The sequence below is a fragment of the Mesorhizobium sp. genome (assembly GCF_004962245.1).
Lineage (GTDB): Bacteria > Pseudomonadota > Alphaproteobacteria > Rhizobiales > Rhizobiaceae > Mesorhizobium.
This window is the reverse complement of record NZ_SUHQ01000020.1, coordinates 1-21594: the sequence shown is the minus strand read 5'-3', so window position 1 is coordinate 21594 and position 21594 is coordinate 1. Positions and strand designations below refer to the sequence as shown.

Genomic DNA, 21594 nt, shown 5'->3' with positions numbered 1-21594 from the left:
CACAAGTGTAGGCGAAGCGGGCGACTTGTCAACGGCGGTGCAATTCCAGGCCAGCGCGACGGGAATGCCCTTTTTCCGGCGGCTATGCGTCTGCTGTCCTGGCACACCACCGTGCCAGGCACCAGGTTGACCAGGAGACACATGGACACGGTCCGACTGCCGAACTGGTCGAGCGGCACGGCGATGAACGGGTCGATGTTATCGTCGACGAAGTGGTGCGGCTACGGCCCTCTGCCGACGCAGCTGGTCGAAAAACCTATTGGACGGCCACGGGCGCCAGCTTGACCTTGATCACGTCTCCGGGCAGCACTGGCGTATCCTCGCTGGCGCTGATTTCGCTGATCTTGCCATTGACCGCCCGAACCAGGCTGAACGACATTATTGGCTCTTCGCCGTCGCGATAGCGGCGCGACGCGGGGTTCGCCGACACGACTTCAGCCATCAGGCCCGTTTGCATGTTCATCTTGAGCATTGTTGCACTGAGATCGGATTCTACCTGTTGCCGATCGGCGGCGAGGCTCGCATTCTGGGTGTTTTCCAGATCGATGGCGTCCTGGGTGGCTTTGCTGATCGCCTGCTTGGCGGTGAGGATGGCGGTGTCGTAATCCAGGATCTGGCCTTCCAGGTCGGCGATCGTTTGTTGCGAATTCAGAACCCGCGTGTTGACGACAAGGCCTTTCTGTGCCAGCGAACCGATGCCGCTGAGCTGTTCCTTTGCCAGGTCGACCTGCCGCTGCTGGTTGACGATCTTTTTCTGCAGAGAATCGATCTCGCTCTGCAGCAGCTTCTTCAAATCGTCGAGCGCCTGAAGGCGCAGTTTGAGCTTCTGTTGATCGGCCGTCAGGATCGCCATCTCGTCGGCAACGATGCTTTCCAGCTTCGGATCGTCGGCCACCTCCTTCGGCACGTCGAATGCCGGCTTGTCCGCTATCTCCGCTTCGATGCGCGCGCGCCTGACGATCAGTCGGACCCGTTGGTCCTGGAGAACGTCAAAATCGCCCTTGGCATTGATCATGTCGCGGTCATACCGCTGTCCTTCGGGGCTCCGTCGGACACCGCCGGCGATGCTCATCGCCCTCAGCACGGTCAGCTCAGGCACGTAAGGATACTGGCCGGGGGTCTGGACCTCCCCGGAAATGTAGAATGGCCTGTACTGCGCCATTTCGACGGATGCCTCCGGCCGGTCCGCCAGAGCGAGCTTGCGCTGGAGCGCCTGGCCGATCGCCGCCGCGACCTCGGACGTGGTCTTGCCGGATGCCGGCATTTCGCCGACGAACGGCACGGACAATGTTCCGGCCGGGCCGACCGTGTATTCTCCGTTGACGGCCGTCCAGTCGCGGAACGTGCCTTCAACGGTCTGCCATTCGGCCACCCGGATGGTCAGCTTGTCCTGCGATCCAAGGCGGTACTCGTCGGCGGCGGCGAGTTGGGGAACGGCGAACGCCAGCGCAAGGCAGGTGGTCATAAGCCGCATCCGCCGCATGCGATTGCCAACAATGCCGGCGCAGGAGATTTCGAAGATGTCTGTTTTCAACTCAACGTTTTCCGATCCGCTTGACCCCACCCGATGAAGCTTGCTGCAGAATGCTGGGACAGCCACTCCTCGACACACGACCAGCTCCCCGCCGGTCAGTAGCAGCCCCGCGACATCCAGACGGCAGGCACGGTCTTGATGATAATACGAATATCCTCAAAGAGCGACCAGTTCTCGACATAGTGGCGATCGAATGCGACGCGGCTGTCGTAGGAAACGTCGTTGCGGCCGCTGACCTGCCAGAGCCCGGTCAGGCCGGGGCGCGATTTCAGGTAATAGACGGCCGAACTACCGTAAATCTCGAGTTCGTCGCGCACGACGGGACGAGGGCCGACAAGGCTCATGTCACCCTGAAGGATGTTTATGATCTGGGGCAGTTCATCGAGGCTAAGCTTCCTCAGCACGGCTCCGACGCGCGTGACGCGCGGATCGTTCTTGAGCTTGCGCGTCGCTATCCATTCAGCGTTGGCGTCCGGGTTGGCGGCAAGATATGCGGCCAGCACCCGTTCGCCGTCCTGAACCATGGTGCGAAACTTGAGGCACGGGAAAATCCGCCCTCCCCGACCGATCCGGCTGTGACCGTAGAAAATCGGTCCGCCGTCGGAAAACTTGACAAGCAGTGCGACCATCACAAACAGCGGACTGAGAGCAACCAGGCCAATCAGTGAACCGGCGATGTCGAAGCTGCGTTTGAGCAGGCCGCCGATCGGTGGAAAATCAATGCCGGCCTGCGAAAAATCCGCATTGGCCGGCTTCGCTACGTCCCTCATGCGTAAACTCCATACGTTGAACGGATGGTTTGTCGCACGATATCAAAAAAATGTTGCATCGCAACACACAATTTCTCGATCACTTGAAATAATCACGTCATGAATTGACTAAATAATAAACTGAACCTGCACAAATTTTGATCTTTATGGCGCGTTTATGACAGTTTATAGGCAATCTTGAAAAATCTAGTGCCTTTTTGAGGCTGATTTTGGGCGAATCGCTCTTTGTGGGGCGATTTGGAGCTTTATCGTGCGTTAGTTTCGCAAAATATAGAGAGGCATTAAGGTAAAATACTAATTAATATTGGCGCTCTTACTGAAGTGAAGCCATAGCGATGGATTGGTCGTGATGCCGATGTGTGCATCGCAGCATGGCAGAGTCGATCCCGCAAACTCGGTAAAAATTATTTGTGGTTGGCCTTGCCGGCTACTGCTCATCTTAATAGAGTTGCAAATCGTTTCTGTCAGAGTATCGACAGCGTAGAAAGGCTGGAAGCAACCGGCCAAAAAGCGGGCGGTTTAACAAGCTCGCATGGCGAAGGGAGGCTCGGGGTGGGTCAATCATCGATTTTGCCCGAGCAGGTTGACGGGCTGTCAGGTATGTCGCTACCAAAATTCATTGTCGGCATGATTTTCGCTCTGGCGATCGTGGTCGCTGGGTCTCTTCTGGGCGGCGCTTCGCTCGGCACGACGCTTTTTCGTGTTATAGCCTGCGCCATTGTCATCCAGTTGGGCTACTTTTTGCTGGTTTTTGCCATGGTTGTCAGAAATGCCCCGGCATCGGCTGATAGGATTCTCGATATCGAACGAAAGCTGGGTTCGACCGAAGATGGCGAGAAGTTCAGTGCCAGGAGAAGCCTTCGCTGACCTGGCGTCGGGGCAGCCGGCCGGATTCCTGTCGGACTGTTCGCCGATGACAGCATTCTGAACAACCGGTTTCCGATTTCCTTCAGCCTCTGGTTCAGCCTCCAGACTTGCCGGCCTTGACGAGGCGGCCGTTTCGATCGCGACCACCCAGTCGGCGAGAGCGACACCGTTGGCCCGGCGCGATGATCAGGGTCGTCATCGCACCGCAGCCGTCGATCGCCTTGGCGGCCAGCGATTCGGCTGCGCGGATGGCTTCATGCAGACGACTTCGTCCAGAAGGGGCAGGGACGGCTTGCGAAGCAGCGCGTCTATCCACCGGCATTCGGCGCCCGCCGATTTGCGCCATGACGACACCGAAAGGAAAGACTGGACGGCGCGAGTGATTTTGGCGATGCTTTGCTTCGCATTTGCAGCATAAGCGCCGACTGATGCTTTTTCGAACACCCGGACGATTGGCGAGCTGGACAGTCGATGAGCTAGACAGAGCTGCTTCGAACATTGAACGGGAGGGGCGAGGAAATTCGGAGCTACGTGAGCAGTCGAGAGGCGAATTGATGACAGAACCCCAGGTCTGCGTGATCATCGCTGCCCGCAACGCGGCGCGTACAATCCCGAATGCCATCGCATCGGCATTGCGCGAGCCGGAGGTGGCGGAAGTGGTGGTCGTCGATGACGCGTCCACCGACGACACCGCGAAAGTCGCTCGGGCGGCCGACGATGGCAGCGGCAGGCTTTCCGTCATCCGCCACGACGTCAATCGCGGTCCTTCCTTCGCCCGCAACGCCGCGATCGCCACGTCCAAATCGCCGTTCATCAGCATTCTGGACGCCGACGACTTTTTTCTAGAGGGCAGATTTCGTGAATTGTTCGCCAGCGCCGATTGGGATTTCGCTGCCGACAACATCATGTTGATCAGGGACGATACGGTGACCGACGTCTCGAAAATCGTCGCTCCGCGGTTTTCGGCCGATCCGGAGTTCCTCGATTTCGAGCGTTTCATCGAAGGCAACATATCCAGGCGCCGTGTGCAGAGAGGTGAGTTGGGCTTCCTCAAACCAGTGATCAATCGCGCTTTTCTCGACCGGCATGGGCTGCGCTACGACGAAAATCTGCGTCTGGGTGAAGACTATGAACTCTACGCGCGCGCGGTCGCCTGCGGGGCGCGGTTCAAGGTCATCAGGTCCTGTGGTTACGGCGCGATCGTTCGGGCGGATTCGCTGAGCGGCCGGCACAAGACGCAGGATCTCAAGCGTCTGGCCGACGCGGATCTGGCGCTGCTGGCGATCGACAGTCTGCCGGAAGGCTCGAAAGCCGTGCTCAGAAGGCACGAACGGCATGTACGCGACAAATACCGGTTGCGGAACTTCCTCGACGTGAAGAATGAGCAGGGGCTGACATCGGCTGCGGCCTACGCGCTGGCCAGCCAATCCAACTTTATCCCCATCGTCCGCGGCGTCGCCGCCGACAAGCTGGATGCGCTGTTTCGCCGCGTCGGCTTTGCTTCGACGCAGCCAGTGCCGCCGCTGCGCTTTCTCATGGCCGCAACCCGCCCGGTCGGCGAGACCTGAGCTTGTCCGCAGTCAGCGCCATGCCGGTCGCGTCAACAGGTCCTTACCCTGCTCCAAATGATGCGAATTTCCGATTCGCCACACTAGGTGGTTGCCTACCGGCTCTGGGGATGGCATGTATGTTGCGGTGCAGCAATTCTGGTTTGCCAATAGAATTGGCCCTATAGTCTCCCTGTCAGAGGAGCTGGACGATGCGACAAGATCTTTTTGACCCGCACGGGTGCGGGGGCCACCACAGGACCCCGACCACTACAGGACTCTGAGCGTATGGCCTCGATATTCGGCTTCAGATCAAGGAATCCGGCTCGCGACAGGCAGACCGACATTTCGCGCCTTGACCGCCTGGCAAGGCTGCTTGACCAGATTGCCGCCGAGGTCGACGCGGAGAAAAACGGACTTGAGAATCGCTACCGGACAAAGGCCACGAACGCGGCCTTCCTGGTCGAGGCGATGGAGAATGGGGCGACCTCCTCCAGCAGATCCTCCGAGGTCAGCGAACTGACGAAGTCGATCCTGAATTACGAGCGGCGAATCGCGGCGCTCTCGCGCCAGAACGAGCTTATGAAGGAACTCCGTCATTCGGTGGCTGCAATCTTCGACGAGAATGAGCCGCGCGGCGCGGCGGCCAAGGCCGATGTCGCCAAGCCGGCTGGCACCGGCACGGATTGAGCGCGAAACCTCACAGGCAAGAGGTTTGGCGCCAGGACAAGAGGCAATGCAAAGAGGGACTGCAGAAGGTCAAGATCAGGTCGTTTCGTCACGGTTCGAACATCGACTTTGGGTTGGGGGCGCACAGCACAAAGGTGAGTTTGGTATGAACGCGGATCCGAAAAGCACGTCTACCCCAGCAACCGGCGCCCCAGCAACCGGCGGCAGGCCGTTCACGCGCTCGATCAGGCAATGGAACCTGAGACAGCTATGTTCGGGCGGCGCGTTTCTGCTGGTCGCGCTCGGCAGCCTGATCGCGGGTCCGACCCCTTCCCGTTCGCAGGATATCCCGACTGCGCCATCGTTCGTCGATGATTTCACCAGCTTCGACCGTGCGCGCTGGTACGTTTCCGACGGCTGGACGAACGGCAATCATCAGAACTGCACCTGGTCCAAAAAGCTGGTTGAGCTTTCCGACGGCATGCTGACGCTCGGTTTCGAAAAGCGGAAGCTGAAGGATCGCGACTTTGCCTGCGGCGAGATCCAGACCAAGCAGCGCTTCGGCTATGGCACCTATGAGGCGCGGATGAAAACCGATGTGGGCTCCGGCATCAACGCCGCCTTCTTCTCCTACATCGGCCCGTCCGACAAGCAGCCGTGGGATGAAATCGACTTCGAGGTGCTGACCAAGGACACCTCCAAGGTGCAGGTCAACGCCTACATAGCCGGCAAGGGCAACAACGAGAAACTGGTGGATGTAGCGGGCGGCACCGACAAGGCTTTCAACGACTACGCCTTCGTCTGGGAGAAGGACCGGCTCCGCTGGTACGTCAATGGCCAGCTCGTGAACACGATCACCGATCCGGCAAAGCTGCCCAGCCATGCGCAAAAGATATTCTTCAGCCTTTGGGGCAGCGACACGATGAAGGGCTGGCTCGGCCCGTTTTCGGATCCGGGCCGCAAGCTCACCCTGCAAGTGGATCGCCTCGCATTCACGGCGCTAGGGGAGCCATGCCAGTTCCCGGAATCGTTGGCATGCGGCATAAAGTAAAAGCTAATTTGAACCGGCTCGACCGAAGGCGGTCCGAAGCCTTGAATAGGAATGAAACCGAATGAATTTGACGGTCTTTGGAATTGGCTATGTCGGTCTCGTGCAGGCGGCGGTGCTTGCCGAAGTTGGCCACCAGGTGGTGTGCGTCGACGTCGACGTGAAAAAGGTCGAGCGGCTCAATCAGGGTCTCATCCCGATTTTCGAGCCCGGGCTCGAAAGCCTTGTCAAGGAGAACCACGCGGCCGGCCGCATCAAGTTCACCACCGACGCCGCCGCCGCGGTCAAGCATGGCGAGATCCAGATGATCGCTGTCGGCACGCCTCCGGGAGAGGACGGTTCGGCCGACCTCAAATATGTGCTGGCCGTCGCCGAGGCCATCGGCCGGGAGATGGACACGCCCAAGATCGTTGTCGGCAAATCGACCGTGCCGGTCGGCACCTGCGAAAAGATAAAGGCCAGGATCGCCGCGACGCTGAAGGCGCGGGGCCGCGAGGATCTGGCTTTCGACGTTGCCTCCAATCCGGAATTCCTCAAGGAAGGCTCCGCGGTGACCGACTGCATGAAGCCCGACCGCATCATCGTCGGCACCAGCAGCGAAAGCACCGAGGCGGTGATGCGTGAGCTTTACGCCCCGTTCAACCGCAACCACGAGAAGATGATCGTGATGGATGTGCGCAGCGCCGAATTCACCAAATACGCGGCCAATTGCATGCTGGCGACCAAGATCAGCTTCATGAACGAAATGGCCAATCTGGCCGAGGAACTGGGCGCCGACATCGAGGAGGTCCGCAAGGGCATCGGCAGCGATCCCCGCATCGGCTACCACTTCATCTATCCGGGCCTCGGCTATGGCGGCTCGTGCTTCCCCAAGGATGTGCGCGCCTTGATCAAGGCGGCGGAAGGCGTCAAATTCGACGCCAAGCTGTTGCGCGCGGTCGAGGAGCGCAACAACGAGCAGAAGTCGGTTCTGTTCGACAAGGTGAACCGCCATTTCAAGGGCAATCTCAAGGGCAAGACCTTTGCGCTGTGGGGCTTGGCCTTCAAGCCCGACACCGACGACATGCGCGAGGCGCCGGCGCGCGTCTTGATGGAAGCGCTCTGGAACGCCGGTGCCAAAGTGCAGGCTTACGATCCCGAGGCGATGCAGGAATGCCAGGCAATCTACGGGCAGCGAGACGATCTGCTCTTGTGCGGCACCAAGGAGGCAGCGCTGCGTGGCGCCGACGCACTCCTGATCGCCACGGAGTGGAAGAGCTTCCGCGCGCCTTCTTTCGACGCGATGAAGGATGCGCTGACCACACCGATCATCTTCGATGGCCGAAACCTCTACGACCCCAAGGTCATTGCTCGCCACGGCATCGAGTACCACAGCATCGGCAGGTTGGCGGCCTGAGACCATGCGGAAAAGTCTGGCAAAACCGGCTCGGGAACCAAGGACAATCACGAGGGCTTCGATGAAAGCGCTCGTTTCGACAAGGGGTCCTATCTGATGGTGCTGGGCATCAGGCCGGAACAGATCGCAAACGACCATTTCGATCTTGTCGCCATCGGCTCCGGTTTCGGCTCGGCCTTCTTCCTGCATGCGTTCGCCAAGCGGCGAAAGGCCCGCATTCTGGTTCTGGAGTGGGGCCGGCACAACACGCATGAATGGCAGCTCGAGCAGAACGTTAACACCGACATCGAAGACGAGACGACCTACAGGACCAACTCCGACAAGCCGTGGAACTACACCATCGGATTGGGTGGCGGAACGAATTGCTGGTTCGCGCAGACGCCGCGCTTTCATCCAAACGACTTCAGGTTGAAAAGCCTCTACGGCGTCGGCAACGACTGGCCGATCAGCTATGACGAGCTCGAGCCGTTCTACTGCGATGCAGAGGAGATCATGTCGATTTCCGGCGATCCCGACATGGCGGCGATGATGCCGCGTTCCAGGCCGTTTCCACAGCCGCCACATCACATGTCGACGCCGGACCGGATGATGAAAGCGGCGCAGCCGGACCAGCATTTTGTCGTGCCGACAGCCAGGGCGCGCGTGCCGACCGCGCAGCGGACCTCGTGCTGCGCCAACTTGCGATGCGGCCTATGTCCGGTCGACGCGAAATTCACCGTCAACAATGGCCTGATGCACGTCTTCGAGCATCCTGACGTTTCGGTCTGCCTTGGCGCCGAAGTGCGTCGGCTCGACCATGTCGGCGGATCGGTCCGTTCGGTTACATTCGTGCATGACGGCAAGGAATATTCGGTCGGCGGCGATCTCTTCATTCTGGGCGCCAATGCCATCCATAGCCCGGCGATCATGTTGCGGTCCGGCCTGCCGGGCGAATTCGTCGGGCGCGGCCTGCACGAATCCTACGGATGGAATTTCGAGGCCTATCTCGACGGTGTCGACAATTTCGACGGAAGCACCATCACCACCGGCCTGAATTTCGGCCTTTATGACGGCTCCCACAGATCGCAGCATGCGGCGGCGCTGGTCTATTTCGAAAATCGCTGGCAGCACGGGATGCGCCCCGAAAAGGGACGTGTGCGTCAGACGCTTCCTCTCATCATCGTCACCGAAAACCTGCTCGATCCGGAAAATCTCGTGATCCTCGACGAGGATGAGAACGCCTTCGTCAGTTTCAAGGGAGCATCCGACTATGCCGTCGAGGGCATGGCGCGGGCAAGGGAGAAATTGCCGGCGCTTCTGGCTCCGCTGCCGGTCGAAGAGATTTTCGATCGCGGCATCCGGCCGACCGAATCGCATGTCCAGGGCACTTTGAGAATGGGCTCAAGCCCGGCGGATTCAGTCGTCGACCGTGACATGATCCACCATCAGCTCAGGAACCTGGTTGTCGTCGGCTCGAGTACATATCCAAGCTGCTCGTGCGCCAACCCGAGCCTGACCGCGGCAGCCCTTTCCTTGCGGGCGGCGAGCCGGATAGCGGGAAAGGAAATGGCCGGATGATCAACGTTTCGCGGCGCGCGGCACTGGCCATCATGGCTGGCGGAGTTGCTTCGACCGGCATCGCCTATACCGCCGTTTCCTCGCTTTCCGACGAGGACCTGGTGCGTGTCACGCTCGAAAAATATTTCGGCAGGCTGAACATGCGCATCGAACATCTGCAGCAGTTCGTTCTGGAATTCCAGAAGCGAAATCCCTGGATGTTTCCAAACGAAAAGCTGAGCGATGCGGTCACCCTGCTTGAGACGCTGAAACTGGGCGCCGCACGCCGGTTTCTGCCCGAGCAGAAAAAAGAGGATCTGAGACAGTTCGACCGCTGGGTCATTGCCGAGTTCCATATGCTGACCGACTATGCCCGGCGCAGTTCGCCAACCGATCCGATCCGGTTCACCGGGTGGCAGCCATGCACCAATCCGTTCGCCAATATCGAGATGCAACAGGATGCCTGAGGCGGGTCGCAACCCATGCGTCATCGCCCGTAAACGTGAGAATGCGACAAGGAGCCGAAACCATGAAAGTGCTTTTTGCAGGCGGCAACGGTTACACGCCCCAGTTCAGCGGTGGTGTCCAGTCCAGCACCCATCATCTTGCCGAGCAGTTGCTCGAGCAGGGCCATGAGGCGTCGGTGCTCGCCGCCCTGTTCGGCCAGGGCGTCTTCGGCTACAAGGCGCGCGCCAAGATGAAGCTTCTGAGGCAGCGCGCGGTCATCGACAGCTATCCGGGCTATCCGGTGGTGCGGGCTTGGTTCCCCTGGGAGGCTGCGGCTTTTGCCGTCGAAAAGCTGAGGCCGGACGTCGCCGTGGTCCAGTGCCACAAGTCGGTTCCGATCGGCAAGGCGCTGCAGGCGGAAGGCGTGCCGCTGGTCGTCTACCTCAGGAATGTCGAATTCCACGAATTGGGCGGCGATCTGCGCGAGCTGCATTCGGCGCTCTACATCGCCAATTCCGAGTTCACCGCGCGCACCTACAAGGCAAAATTCGATATCGATTCGACGATTATACCGCCGACCATCAATCCCGCGCTCTACAGCACGCCGACGACAGGCGAGTTTGTCACGCTGATCAACCCTTATGAGGAAAAAGGCTTCGAGCTTGCAGTGCGCATCGCCGCCGCCTGCTCCGAAATTCCGTTCCTGTTCGTCGAAAGCTGGAAGCTCGACGACGATCATCGGGCCCGGATCGAGCAGACGATCGCGCCGCTTGGCAACGTCAAGCTGGAGAGCCGGACCAGCGACATGAAGACGGTCTATGGCCGCACGAAAATCCTGCTCGCCCCCAGCAAATGGGAAGAGGCCTGGGGCCGGGTGGCGTCGGAAGCCCATTGCAGCGGCATTCCCGTCGTCGGTTCACGTCGTGGCGGCCTGCCCGAAGCGATCGGCTCCGGTGGCGTGGTGCTGGATTACGACGCTCCGCTCGCCGATTGGGTGGCCGTGATCAGGCGCCTGTGGACCGACAGGCAGGAATATGAGCGGCTTTCAGCGGCGGCGCGTGCGTTCTCCGAGCGCCCGGAACTCGATCCCGGGCGTCAGTTCGCGACCTTCTTCTCGATGCTCGAGAGGGCGGTACGACAGCCTTCGCGGCAGGCCGCCTAAGTTCCGAAGCCAGGTTCAGGCCGGTCGTTTGACCCGGCTCTTCAGCGTTTCGTAGCCGCGCTCGCCAAGCAGCGTGCGCGCGACGGTCTTGATCGCCGTCTTGCGCCCGTCAGGCGAATTGATCTCCCGCAATCTGCCCGGAAGGTTGCGCGCCGCTTGTCCAAGTGAGGGAAGCGACAGCGCGTCAGGATAACTTATCAGATGCGTTTCCACGCACAGCACCGGTTTGCCAGAAAGTTCGGCGATCTTGAGCGCCTGCTGGTGCTCGCTTTCGATGAACAGGATGGCATCGGATTTGCGGTAGAAATCGGCCTTGAAACTGCCATGCACGCCAAGCCGCTGCCGTTCCGCCTTGCTCGGCAGATCAAGCATGATCAGCTTGTCGTATTCGATGCCGTGCTTTGCGAGCCATGCTTCGGTAAGCGCGCGGTATTTCTCGAGCCGGCTGGTGACGAGCCAGCCGATCTTGCGAGTGGGGCCAAACAGAGGCAGCGCTTCGCTGAGGAATTTCTCATAAGCGGGACCGTCGTCGTTTTCGGCTTCAGTCGGGTCCAGGCAAAGCACGCCGTCAATGTCGACACAGCATTGCGCGAGGAATTTGTGGTGCATGAAGTTCCACTGGAACATCCTTGGATGCGGCACGACTTCCAGGACGATATCGGTTTCCTCGTGCTGCGCCATCAGGCCGAACACCGCGGCAAAGGTAAAGTCCGCCTTGATGCCGGAGGCCTCCACGCGGCTGCGCGCCTCGCGCATGGCGGTGCCGCCGCTGACGCTGTCGTCGATCACCAGAACCTTGCGCATATCGGAAGCCTGCCGATCGAGCGCGGCACGGCGTTTGGTAACCCCTGACGTATAAATCTTTCCGGCGAGGAAACTGTCCAGGTCGGTCATCGGGATGTTGGCCGTCAGGCTGAGCAGCGTGGCGGCGAGAATACCGCTTCGGGGAACGCCGACCACCAGGTCGATGTCGCGCGGCAGCCGGTGAAGGTTCCTGACAATCGCGTCGTTCATGTCGGAGATCGATCGGTAATGCATGGGATCAGACCTGGTCCTCGTATGAATGTCCGTGCAAGTTACTTCGCCTCGCTTGGTGCTGCCGCGGGCGTCCGTGCCGGCAGGAGCTTCAGGGCCTCCCGCAACGCCTCGCGGCCGGAAGCAAACGCCAGCGCGACTATTATGGTGATCATGTAGGACAGCACCGCCGCAATCGCCATGGCGATGACGTGCTGTTGCGGCAGCAGCGGCTTGGCGAACCAGATGGCGGCAAGCGCCAGATGCGCGCCAAGCACGAAGGGCGTTGCCGCGCGAAGGATATGGCTTGCCTGCAGCGGTCCGGTCTTGCCGACATACAGCCACAGGAAAGGTGTTCTGAGATATTCGCTGATCGCATAGGCGATCGCCACGCCCAAAGCGCCATAAGGCAGGCCGGCGATGAACGCCACCACCGACGTCAACGCTGTTACGATGCCCCAGCGCATGAAATCGCCCGAACGGCCCTGACTGATGAAAAGCCATCCCGCCGGGTTGTTGAGCGGCTGCAGCAGTCCGGCAAAACCGAGCGCCAGGAAGATGCTGGAACTCTGCCGCCACTGCTCGCCGAGCACGAACGGTATCAGCACGTCGGACATGGCGGTGGCGAAGGCGACGCCGGGAAGTGCGACCAGCAAGATCAGAGGCATGACGCGAAGATAGGCGCTGCGATAGCGATCCGGCTCGCCCTTCAGCCTGGAAAGAGCCGGCACCATGACCTTCGTTAGCGGATTGGTGATCTGGCTCAATGGGAACAGAAGCAGTTTGTAGGCCCGGTCGTAAAGCCCGAGCTGCGCTTCGCCCCAATATTTTCCGATCAGCACATTGTCGAGATTGCGGGCAAAGAAGTTGGCGAAATTGAACCCGGTGATGCCTGCGCCGAAATTGATCAGTTCGCTGATCCCATCGACCTTGCGCGGCAGCCCCGGACGCCATCGCGAGCTCGCCCAGAAGCAAAGCGTCGGCAGCACGGCTGCTGTCAGCGTACCGGCAAAAAGCGCCCAGTAGGAACGGTCGATGAAAGTCCAGGCGATCGATACGACGAGACCGGCGACGGCACTTGCGACATCGATGATGGCCAGGCGGCCGAACTGCATTCGGCGTGTCAGCAGCGCCAGATGCTGGGCGCCCAGCCCGTAGGCTATGATCTGCAGCCCCAACGCGGCCACCAGACCTGCCACCCGCGGCTCGCCGTAGAAGGCGGCGACCAGCGGCGCCGCGCCGACAAGCACGCAGGCGAGCAGCACGCTGACCGCGACATTGACCCAGAACAGGTAGTTGATCTCTTCATGCCTGATTCCGCTCTTCTGGATCGTCGCCTGCGTCAGGCCGAAATCCTGGAACAGCGCGATGAAGGCAAGCACCGGCGCACACATCGCCACGACACCGAAGTCCTGCGGCGACAGCAGGCGCGACAGCACGATGACGGAGGCGACCTGCGTCGCAACCCGTACCGATTGCGCCAAAGCCGTGATGATAGCGCCGCGTCCGACCGATCTGCGGAGAGAGCCCTCTGGCGGATCGAATGCATTGGCTTGCAAATTCAGGATTCCTGATTTTTGTGCCGGTCCCTATGACGAACCCGCGCCCTATGCCATCATCAAACTACGGCAATAATTTTGCAGTGCAACAAAAAACGTGGATCTTTGTCACGCTGCGCCAAAAATGTTGCGATGCAGCAAAAGCTGTACTAGGTTTCTTGGTGGGCGGGCCAACAGCGGTCGATTTTTCATGCTGCATGTCTTGTACTTGGTACACGACGTCTCCGACCCGGCAGTGCGCCGGCGGATCATAATGCTCAAGGCAGGCGGCGCCCAGGTCACACTGGCGGGCTTCCGTCGGACGGCAAGCCCGATCGCCGACGTCGAGGGCTTGCGGCCGATCGATCTTGGCGCGACGCGCGACGGCCGATTCGCCCAGCGGCTGGCAGCGGTCGCGAAGGCGGCGGTCTCAATCGGCTCGAAACTCGGTTCGATGCCAAGACCCGACCTCATCATCGCGCGCAATCTGGAAATGCTGGCGCTTGCCCGGCGTGCCAGGTCGGCTTTTCAAGCCTCGGTGCCGATTGTCTACGAGTGTCTCGACATCCACCGCCTGGTGCTTCGCGACGACCTTCTGGGCAAGGCGATGCGCGGCGCGGAACGCTATCTGGCCAGGGATGTAAAACTCCTAGTGACCAGTTCGCCGGCCTTCATCACCAACTATTTCAAACCGTTCGGGCAGATCGCCGCGCCTGTCGAATTGCTCGAAAACAAATATTTCGAGCCTGCCGCCGTGTCGCTGGATGATCGCGTCGTGGCAGAGAATCCCATCGCTCCGCCTTGGCGAATCGGCTGGTTCGGCGCACTCCGGTGCCGCCGCTCCCTGAAGCTTCTGGCCGAATTTTCCCGCCGGCTCGACGGTCGCTTCGAAATCATCCTCAGGGGCCGTCCGGCGCTTTCCGAATTTCCAGATTTTCACGCTTTCGTCGAATCCGAGCCGTGGCTCTCGTTTGGCGGGCCCTATCGCAATCCCGAGGATATGGCTACAATCTACCGGGAGGTTCATTTTTCCTGGGCCATCGATTTTTTCGAGCAGGGGCTGAATTCCGAATGGCTACTGCCTAACCGCCTCTATGAGGGCTGCCGCTTCGGTGCCGTGCCGATCTCGATGGCCAGCACTGAAACCGGCCGGTTCCTCGACCGGCAGGGCATCGGCGTTCTTTTGCCCCAAGCCACGCCCGAGGCGCTCGAAGCCGCCTTGGGCGATATGGAGGAGCATCGTTTCGGGACATTGCGGGCACGTGTTCTTGCCCGCAATCCGCGAACCTGGAGCCACGATCGCGGCGATTGCCGGGCGCTCGTCGAGAAGCTTCGCGGTTTGACGGCCGCGCCCGATGCATATGCTGCCGAGGCGCTGGCATAGGATGGGTAGGGATGGACATGGACCGATGACGCAAACCGGAATGCTTCCGTCAAGCCTGATCGTGATTCCGTGCCTGAACGAAGCGGCTCATATCGGTGCGCTTGTTCATGAGCTTCGACCGGCAGCCGAGAGGCTTGGCGCCAGGATTGTCGTTGCCGATGGCGGTAGCACGGACGGCACAAGGGCGATCGTCGAGGAGATCGCCGGGAAGGATCCGCGGATCATCCTTCTTCACAACGAAAAGCGCCTCCAGAGCGCGGCGATCAATCTTGCGGTCGCCAGCTACGGCGAAGGCGCCGAATATCTCATTCGCATCGACGCGCATGGCGGCTATCCCCCGGACTATTGCGATCGGCTGATCGAGGAGGCGCTGGCCACTGGCGCGGATTCGGTCGTCGTCTCCATGCTGACCAGCGGCAGCAGCATGGTGCAGAAAGCGGTGGCGGCTGCGCAGAATTCCAAGCTCGGTACGGGTGGCTCCAAGCACCGGCATGTTTCGGCGGGGGAGTGGGTCGATCACGGCCACCATGCGTTGATGCGGATATCGGCCTTCAAGGCTGTGGGCGGCTATGACGAGACGTTCAGCCACAACGAGGATGCGGAGCTCGACTACCGGCTCCGTCGGGCCGGCTACCGGATCTGGATGAGCGGTAAGACGCAAATGACCTATTACCCGCGCTCGTCGCTCGCCAGCCTCTATTTCCAGTATCTCGGCTATGGCCGCGGCCGGGCCAAGAACGTTCTCAAGCACCGCATGATACCGAAGGTCCGGCAGATGGTGCCGCTTCTGGTGTTTCCGGTCGTCCTTCTCGCGGCTTTTTCCTTTGTGCATTGGCTGGCGATCGTGCCGCTCCTGATATGGGCGTCAGTCTGCCTCGGCTATGGCGTGTGGACTTCCATCAGCCAGCGCAATCCGGCGCTTGCCGGGATTTCGGCGATGGTCATGCATTTCGGCTGGTCCGTCGGCTTTTGGCTGCAACTGCTTGGACCGCGGTCACAGCGCAGGGTGGCGTGATGGGTGTGACCGAAGAAAACCGCAGCATCGACGTCTGCGTCTGCACGTTTCGGCGGCCGGAGCTTGCCGACACGCTGCGCTCGATTGCCGCCCTGGACGTGCCTCCGGGATTCGACGTCCGCATCATCGTCGCCGATAATGATGACGGCCCGACGGCCGAGCTGCTGGTGGCGACGCTGGCGGAGACGCTGAAGCTGCCGATCAGCTACCATCATTGCCCGGCACGCAACATCTCGATCGCCCGCAACGCCTGCCTCGACGCCAGCACGTCGGATTTCGTCGCCTTTATCGACGACGACGAGACGGCTACCGCCGGCTGGCTCGCCGAACTGGTTGCGACGGCGCAAGTAAGCGGCGCCGCCGCCGTGCTCGGGCCGGTGCGGGCACGCTATCGGCCGGATGCGCCCGACTGGATGCGCCGCGGCGATTTCCACTCCACCTTGCCCGTCTGGGTGCACGGCGAGATCCGCACCGGCTACACCTGCAACGTTCTGCTCAGGATGGGCGCCGACAGCCTGCGCGGCCGGCGGTTCAGCCTCGCGCGTGGCCAGACCGGCGGCGAGGACACCGAATTCTTCGACCATATGGTGAAGGCCGGCGGCAGCATCGCCTTTTCGCCGCAGGCCTGGGTCGACGAAGTGGTACCGCGCGCCAGGGCCGCATTCGACTGGCTCCGCCGCCGCCGGTTCCGTGTCGGGCAGACGCACGGGCACCTCCTGGGACGCGACGCGCGTGGTCTCGCGCTGGTCAGGCAGGTCGGCCTCGCCTCGGCAAAGGCGCTCTATTGTTTCGCATCGGCAATCCCGGTCGCCATCAGTCCCGTGCGCCGAAACCGCAGCGTGCTTCGCGGCATCATGCATGTCGGCGTCGTGAGCGGTCTCGTCGGTGTGCGTGAAATCCGCCAATACGGCCTGTCCTCGCCGCAGGAAGGGGGCAAGCGTGCAGCCTGACGTCACCTTTGTTATTGCCGCTTACAATGCGGAACTGACCATCGAGCGGGCGATCGCCAGCGCCATCGCCCAGCGCAATGTCAGCGTTGAGGTCATCGTCGTCGACGACCAGTCGCGCGACCGGACGCTCGATCTGGCGAAATCCTATCCGCAAGATGCCGTACGTGTGGTCGCCCTTGCGCAGAACCGTGGTCCCGGCGGCGCCAGGAATGCCGGCCTCGAGCTTGCCCGTGGCAGATGGGTGGCGGTGCTCGATTCCGACGATACGGTCTATCCAGGGCGGATATGCGCCATGATCGACCGTGCGGAGAAAGCAGGCGCCGAAATCGCGGTCGACAATCTCCAGGTCGTTCGCGAGGACGGCGTTGCCGAAGAGACGATGTTCCCGGCCGACTATCTGGAGGGCTTGAGTGAAATCTCGCTGGCGGACTATATCGCCGGCAATGTGGTCTTCGAATCCAGGTTCAACCTTGGCTATCTCAAGCCGATCTTCCAGCGCCAGTTCCTGAACGAAAACGGGCTTCGCTATGACGAAGGCCTGATCATTGGCGAAGACTATATCTTGCTGGCCAGCGCTCTGGCGAAGGGCGGAAAATGCGTGGTCGAGCCGACGACCGGCTATGTCTACCATATCCGGACCGGCTCCATTTCCCGCGTGCTCGAACTTCATCACGTCGAGGCGATGCGCAAGGCCGATCTCGTCTTCGCCAGAACCCATTCGATGGACGCGGCCGCCGAGGCCGCTTTCGCAAGGCGCACACGCAGCCTGCGCAAGGCGGCGTCGTTCCTGTCGCTGGTCCAGCATATCAAGGCGCGGTCCCCGCTCAAGGCGGTGTGGACGGCGCTCAGCGATCCGGCGGCGGTTCGGCATATGAGCATGCCGATCGCCATTCGGCTGCGAAGGGTGGCGGCGCAGTTTGCCGTGGGTGGGGAGGTGAAGAGTGCGGGTAAATGAAAATGGTTTGCAGGCCCCGCAATAATTGAAGTCGATCTCCTCAGAAGGAATATGCAATGAAGAAAGTCAGGAAGGCAGTCATACCGGTGGCGGGGCTTGGGACGCGATTCCTGCCGGCGACCAAATCCATGCCGAAGGAAATGCTGCCGGTCGTCGACAGGCCTGTCGTGCAATATGCGGTGGACGAGGCGTTCGAAGCCGGCATCGAGCACATTGTCTTCGTGACGGGCCGCAACAAGGCGGTCATCGAGGATTATTTCGACCTGCATCCCGAATTGATCGGGACTTTGGAGCAGAGCGGCAAGACGGCGCAACTTCAGGCGCTCGAAAGCCTGCTTCCCGTGGCCGGCGCCACGAGCTTCATCCGGCAGCAGTCGCCGCAAGGTCTCGGCCATGCAGTATGGTGCGCCCGGGAGGTCATCGGCGATGAGCCCTTCGCATTGCTGTTGCCGGACATGGTGTCCTTCGGCGGGCGCGGATGTCTCGCCGAAATTGCCGACCTCTATGCGCAGACTGGCGGAAACGTTATCGCCGTCGAGCGCTGCGATCCGACCGAAACCAGCAAATACGGCATCGTCGGCTGCGGCGCGGACGTCGGCACGGGCTTCGAGGTGACCGCCATGGTCGAAAAGCCGGCTCCGGCCAATGCGCCGTCGAACTACTACATCAACGGCCGCTACATCCTGCAGCCCGAGATATTCTCGCTGCTCGGCAATCAGCAACGCGGTGCCGGCAACGAAATCCAGCTGACCGATGCCATGGTCCGCCTTGCTCAGACCCAGGCTTTCTTCGCCCAGCCCTTTAACGGCCGCATGTTCGACTGCGGCTCGAAGGAGGGGTTCATCCAGGCCAATGTCGCCTTCGCGCTGGCGCGCGACGATATGAAGGAAGCCGTTTTCGACATGCTTCAGGAGTTCGTCCGGACGCATGAGTGCCGGGTAGAAGCCGCATAATGCCCATTTTTTGGGAGCATTAGCATATGAGGGTGACGCAAGACACGCCGATGCGTTTGGTCGCCCGGATCTCGCGGTATCTGGCATGAAGCTTGCGTCCCATATATGCTGATGCGCCTGATCTTGCTCTAGCGCCTGCAAACGAGAGCATCGGACCCAAAAATGGAGACCGGTTTTGGGAAAATCCGATGCTCAAACAAAGAGATAGAGCGGCGGAACAGTTCGACTTGAAGGACCGCCGCTCTAGACGCAAACTAGAATTGGATCGAAGATGAATTATGCCAATTTTCCTCTCGACAAGAGGAAGCCATTGCCGAGTTCAGACGCAGTAAGCGCCGAAGACTTCATCGATGTCGAGCGCCTGCTCGGCATGGCAGCAAGGCAGGCAAAGGTGGTCGCGGCATGCGCCGCCATCGGTCTTTTTCTGGGCGTGCTCTATTTGCAGACCACGCCTCCAACCTACATGGCGATGAGCCGCGTGCTGATCGACGAAGGCTTGAACAAGGTCGTTGACGAGGTCTCTGCGGCGTCGGTCAGCATGCAGACCGATTCCGCCATTCTGAGCCAGATCGAAATTCTCCACTCGGCCAGACTGGCGGCAGTGGTCGTCGACAAGCAGAAGCTCGATCAGAACGACGCTTTCATGAATCCCCCCACATCGGCCGTGTCGAAGGCTGCCGGTTTTGTGCGCGGCGTGGTCCGGTATTTCCGTCCCAGCCCTGCCGTGGGCATCGCTGACGTCACCCAGCTTGATGAGGCGACGCGCGACGCGATGATGGCTTCGTCACGCCGCGATTACGCAATCCTCAAATTACAGAACGAGGTGCAAGCCGAGCGCCTCGGTCGAAGCTATGTGATCTCCATCGCCTATCAGGCGACGGATCCCGTACTTGCGACCGCGATCACCAAAGCGTATTCCGACGCCTATCTCGCGGATCAGCTCGATGCGAGCTTCGATGCGACCGAGCGGGCGGCGGTCTGGCTGCAGGGCCGGCTGACCGAGCTTCGCGAAAGTTCCCAGGCAGCGGCGCTCGCGGTCGAGAAGTTCAGGGCGGAACATGGATTGGCCGTCAATAACAATGGCCAGTTGATCAGCGACAAACAACTGTCCGACCTCAATGAGCAGCTCATTGAAGCGCAGGCCGATACCGCACGCGCCAGCGCCCGCTATCAGCAGTACAAGTCGATCGTCGAAAGCGGCTCGGACAACGCGTTCAGGGACGCCGCCATATCGAGCGACCAGCCGAGCAACTCGGTCATTTCGACGCTCAAGACACGCTATCTCACTGTCGCCAAGCGGCAGCAGGATATAGAAGCCAATTTCGGGGCCGAGCATCCCCAGGCGGTCGCGCTTGCCAAGGAAAAGGCCGACATATCGGCGCAGATTTTCGGCGAGCTGAAGCAATTGACCGAAAGCTATCGCAACGAATACGAAGTCGCTCTCGCGCGCGAGACGGCGCTCCGCGCAAATGTCGCGTTGGCAGCTGGCAAGAGTTCCATCGACAACCAGACGCAGGTCCAGCTGCGCGAACTGGAGCAGAAGGCAACGGCGCTCTCGACGCTCTATCAGACGTTCCTTGGCCGCTACGAGGAAGCCTCCCAGCAACAATCATTCCCGGTCGGCAAGATCCGCGTCATCTCGGACGCGAAGCTGCCGCAGTCCGCCGCAACCCCACGCACGTCCATTGTGCTGGGACTTTCGCTTGTGCTTGGCGTGATGCTGGGGGCAGGGGTGGGTGGCCTGAATGAATTCAGGGAACGGTTCTTCAGGACCGGCGAGGACGTTCGCGATCGCGTCGGTCTCAAATTCCTCGGCTACCTGCCGATCATTGGCAGCAAGGTCGGCAAGGACGACAAGCGCGACGATGGCCAGGCGGATGTCAGAACCGCCCAATCACCGTCGGCCGCCGAAAAGCGCGCGCGCATGCGTGTGAGCGTCGACGCCCCGGCATCGATGTTTTCCGAAACGCTCCGCAGCGCCAAGATTGCCTTCGACGTCGTGATGGAAGGGCAAGGCAGCCGTGTCATTGGCATAGTCTCGGTCCTTCCCGGCGAGGGCAAGTCGACCGTGGCGGCGAATCTGGCCGGCCTGCTTGCCGCCAACGGGTCCAAAACGCTGCTGGTGGACGGCGACCTGCGCAACCCCGGCCTCAGCCGCAGCCTTGGCATGGAGACCGAGCAAGGCCTGATGGAAGCGGTGGTGAGCGGGCAGACGTGGCAGTTCGTCGGCAAGATCGACCGGCAGACGAAGCTGGCGATCATCCCGGCCGTCCCGCGCGGTCATTTCTCGCACACAAGCGAGCTTCTGTCGTCGGCCGGAATGCGGCGGTTCATCGACAATGCCAAGGAGACCTTCGAATACATCATCGTCGATCTGCCGCCGCTCGGCCCCGTGGTCGATGCCAAGGCCTTTGCTCCGCTTGCCGACGGCTTCGTGCTGGTGACCGAGTGGGGGCGCACGCCGCGTGCGATGGTGCAATCCATCCTGAATTCGGAAGCCTATATCGCCAACAAGATCGTCGGCGTGGTCTTGAACAAGGTCGATTTGAAGAAGCTGGCGAAGTATGGATCGATCGGCGGCTCGGAAAAATTCTTCGACAGATATTCGACCTACTATCTGGAAAAATCGGAAGCGCGGACGAAGGCAAACACCTGAGGCCGGCATTGCAGCGCCGCGCGTCTGTTTGACTCACCAAAAGACGCTTGGAGCATCTTGCAAGCCAAGTGAATCAACTTGGCGCCGCAGAGATGCAGCTAGAGCGTTTCAGTGATTAATTGAATCTTTGGGGGATTGAACGAAGCCGCTGAC

The 21594-nt window shown here is 60.7% G+C and carries 18 protein-coding genes; 14 read left to right on the top strand and 4 right to left on the bottom strand.

Going from position 1 to position 21594, the window contains the following annotated elements; translation table 11 throughout:
* Positions 1–256: 256 nt before the first annotated feature.
* Together E5X88_RS20985 and E5X88_RS20980 are read right to left on the bottom strand one after the other, a co-directional pair.
* A complete protein-coding gene (locus E5X88_RS20985) occupies positions 257–1465 on the bottom strand; it encodes a polysaccharide biosynthesis/export family protein (RefSeq protein WP_292164839.1) in 1209 nt (402 codons plus the stop codon).
* A gap of 164 nt (positions 1466–1629) precedes the next feature.
* Entirely contained in the window at positions 1630–2304 is a 675-nt protein-coding gene (locus tag E5X88_RS20980) for a sugar transferase (RefSeq protein WP_145718779.1), read from the bottom strand.
* Positions 2305–2661: 357 nt separating this feature from the next.
* Here E5X88_RS20980 and E5X88_RS20975 point away from each other — a divergent pair, with 357 nt between their 5' ends.
* From E5X88_RS20975 to E5X88_RS20940, 8 genes are all read left to right on the top strand, one after another.
* Positions 2662–3171 carry a hypothetical protein gene (locus E5X88_RS20975; protein WP_292164681.1) on the top strand — a complete coding sequence of 170 codons (510 nt, stop codon included), beginning with the start codon at positions 2662–2664 and terminating at the stop codon, positions 3169–3171.
* A gap of 554 nt (positions 3172–3725) precedes the next feature.
* A complete protein-coding gene (locus E5X88_RS20970; protein WP_292164678.1) occupies positions 3726–4739 on the top strand; it encodes a glycosyltransferase family 2 protein in 1014 nt (337 codons plus the stop codon).
* Between the two features lie 267 nt (positions 4740–5006).
* On the top strand, positions 5007–5408 hold the full coding sequence (locus tag E5X88_RS20965; RefSeq protein ID WP_292164677.1) for a hypothetical protein: 402 nt from the start codon (positions 5007–5009) through the stop codon (positions 5406–5408).
* A 145-nt stretch (positions 5409–5553) separates the two neighbouring features.
* Entirely contained in the window at positions 5554–6438 is an 885-nt protein-coding gene (locus E5X88_RS20960; RefSeq protein WP_292164837.1) for a family 16 glycosylhydrolase, read from the top strand.
* A 61-nt stretch (positions 6439–6499) separates the two neighbouring features.
* On the top strand, positions 6500–7831 hold the full coding sequence (locus E5X88_RS20955; RefSeq protein ID WP_292164675.1) for a UDP-glucose/GDP-mannose dehydrogenase family protein: 1332 nt from the start codon (positions 6500–6502) through the stop codon (positions 7829–7831).
* A gap of 96 nt (positions 7832–7927) precedes the next feature.
* Positions 7928–9388, top strand: coding sequence for a GMC family oxidoreductase (locus E5X88_RS20950; protein WP_292164673.1), 1461 nt, complete (start codon positions 7928–7930; stop codon positions 9386–9388).
* Positions 9385–9834: a hypothetical protein gene (locus E5X88_RS20945; protein WP_292164670.1), complete on the top strand. Its 450-nt coding sequence runs from the start codon at positions 9385–9387 to the stop codon at positions 9832–9834. Before E5X88_RS20950 ends, E5X88_RS20945 begins: the two co-directional genes overlap by 4 nt.
* A gap of 62 nt (positions 9835–9896) precedes the next feature.
* Positions 9897–10976: a glycosyltransferase gene (locus tag E5X88_RS20940; protein ID WP_292164668.1), complete on the top strand. Its 1080-nt coding sequence runs from the start codon at positions 9897–9899 to the stop codon at positions 10974–10976.
* Positions 10977–10991: 15 nt separating this feature from the next.
* On the opposite strand, the gene E5X88_RS20935 is transcribed toward E5X88_RS20940, so the two are convergent.
* Entirely contained in the window at positions 10992–12014 is a 1023-nt protein-coding gene (locus E5X88_RS20935) for a phosphoribosyltransferase family protein (protein ID WP_366929956.1), read from the bottom strand.
* Positions 12015–12052: 38 nt separating this feature from the next.
* Entirely contained in the window at positions 12053–13549 is a 1497-nt protein-coding gene (locus tag E5X88_RS20930) for a lipopolysaccharide biosynthesis protein (protein ID WP_292164664.1), read from the bottom strand.
* Between the two features lie 190 nt (positions 13550–13739).
* Here E5X88_RS20930 and E5X88_RS20925 point away from each other — a divergent pair, with 190 nt between their 5' ends.
* The 6 genes from E5X88_RS20925 (at position 13740) to E5X88_RS20900 (ending at position 21441) form a co-directional block, all read left to right on the top strand.
* Positions 13740–14912, top strand: a complete 1173-nt coding sequence (locus tag E5X88_RS20925) for a glycosyl transferase family 1 (protein ID WP_292164661.1) — start codon at positions 13740–13742, stop codon at positions 14910–14912.
* 25 nt (positions 14913–14937) lie between these two features.
* The gene (locus E5X88_RS20920; RefSeq protein ID WP_292164658.1) at positions 14938–15927 is read left to right on the top strand and encodes a glycosyltransferase family 2 protein; all 990 of its coding nucleotides are present in this window, start codon (positions 14938–14940) and stop codon (positions 15925–15927) included.
* Entirely contained in the window at positions 15927–16877 is a 951-nt protein-coding gene (locus E5X88_RS20915) for a glycosyltransferase family 2 protein (RefSeq protein WP_292164655.1), read from the top strand. The genes E5X88_RS20920 and E5X88_RS20915 overlap by 1 nt, the downstream gene beginning before the upstream one ends.
* A complete protein-coding gene (locus tag E5X88_RS20910; RefSeq protein ID WP_292164652.1) occupies positions 16867–17832 on the top strand; it encodes a glycosyltransferase family 2 protein in 966 nt (321 codons plus the stop codon). The genes E5X88_RS20915 and E5X88_RS20910 overlap by 11 nt, the downstream gene beginning before the upstream one ends.
* 56 nt (positions 17833–17888) lie before the next feature.
* Complete coding sequence (locus E5X88_RS20905) at positions 17889–18785, top strand: UTP--glucose-1-phosphate uridylyltransferase (RefSeq protein ID WP_292164649.1); 897 nt, start codon at positions 17889–17891, stop codon at positions 18783–18785.
* 271 nt (positions 18786–19056) lie between these two features.
* Positions 19057–21441, top strand: a complete 2385-nt coding sequence (locus tag E5X88_RS20900) for a polysaccharide biosynthesis tyrosine autokinase (protein WP_292164645.1) — start codon at positions 19057–19059, stop codon at positions 21439–21441.
* Positions 21442–21594: the final 153 nt, after the last annotated feature.

Coding starts and splice junctions, on each gene's coding strand:
- E5X88_RS20985 (WP_292164839.1), bottom strand. CDS start 1,465: ATGACCACCTGCCTTGCGCTGGCGTTCGCCGTTCCCCAACTCGCCGCC.
- E5X88_RS20980 (WP_145718779.1), bottom strand. CDS start 2,304: ATGAGGGACGTAGCGAAGCCGGCCAATGCGGATTTTTCGCAGGCCGGC.
- E5X88_RS20970 (WP_292164678.1), top strand. CDS start 3,726: ATGACAGAACCCCAGGTCTGCGTGATCATCGCTGCCCGCAACGCGGCG.
- E5X88_RS20965 (WP_292164677.1), top strand. CDS start 5,007: ATGGCCTCGATATTCGGCTTCAGATCAAGGAATCCGGCTCGCGACAGG.
- E5X88_RS20960 (WP_292164837.1), top strand. CDS start 5,554: ATGAACGCGGATCCGAAAAGCACGTCTACCCCAGCAACCGGCGCCCCA.
- E5X88_RS20955 (WP_292164675.1), top strand. CDS start 6,500: ATGAATTTGACGGTCTTTGGAATTGGCTATGTCGGTCTCGTGCAGGCG.
- E5X88_RS20950 (WP_292164673.1), top strand. CDS start 7,928: ATGGTGCTGGGCATCAGGCCGGAACAGATCGCAAACGACCATTTCGAT.
- E5X88_RS20945 (WP_292164670.1), top strand. CDS start 9,385: ATGATCAACGTTTCGCGGCGCGCGGCACTGGCCATCATGGCTGGCGGA.
- E5X88_RS20940 (WP_292164668.1), top strand. CDS start 9,897: ATGAAAGTGCTTTTTGCAGGCGGCAACGGTTACACGCCCCAGTTCAGC.
- E5X88_RS20935 (WP_366929956.1), bottom strand. CDS start 12,014: ATGCATTACCGATCGATCTCCGACATGAACGACGCGATTGTCAGGAAC.
- E5X88_RS20925 (WP_292164661.1), top strand. CDS start 13,740: ATGCTGCATGTCTTGTACTTGGTACACGACGTCTCCGACCCGGCAGTG.
- E5X88_RS20920 (WP_292164658.1), top strand. CDS start 14,938: ATGACGCAAACCGGAATGCTTCCGTCAAGCCTGATCGTGATTCCGTGC.
- E5X88_RS20915 (WP_292164655.1), top strand. CDS start 15,927: ATGGGTGTGACCGAAGAAAACCGCAGCATCGACGTCTGCGTCTGCACG.
- E5X88_RS20905 (WP_292164649.1), top strand. CDS start 17,889: ATGAAGAAAGTCAGGAAGGCAGTCATACCGGTGGCGGGGCTTGGGACG.
- E5X88_RS20900 (WP_292164645.1), top strand. CDS start 19,057: ATGAATTATGCCAATTTTCCTCTCGACAAGAGGAAGCCATTGCCGAGT.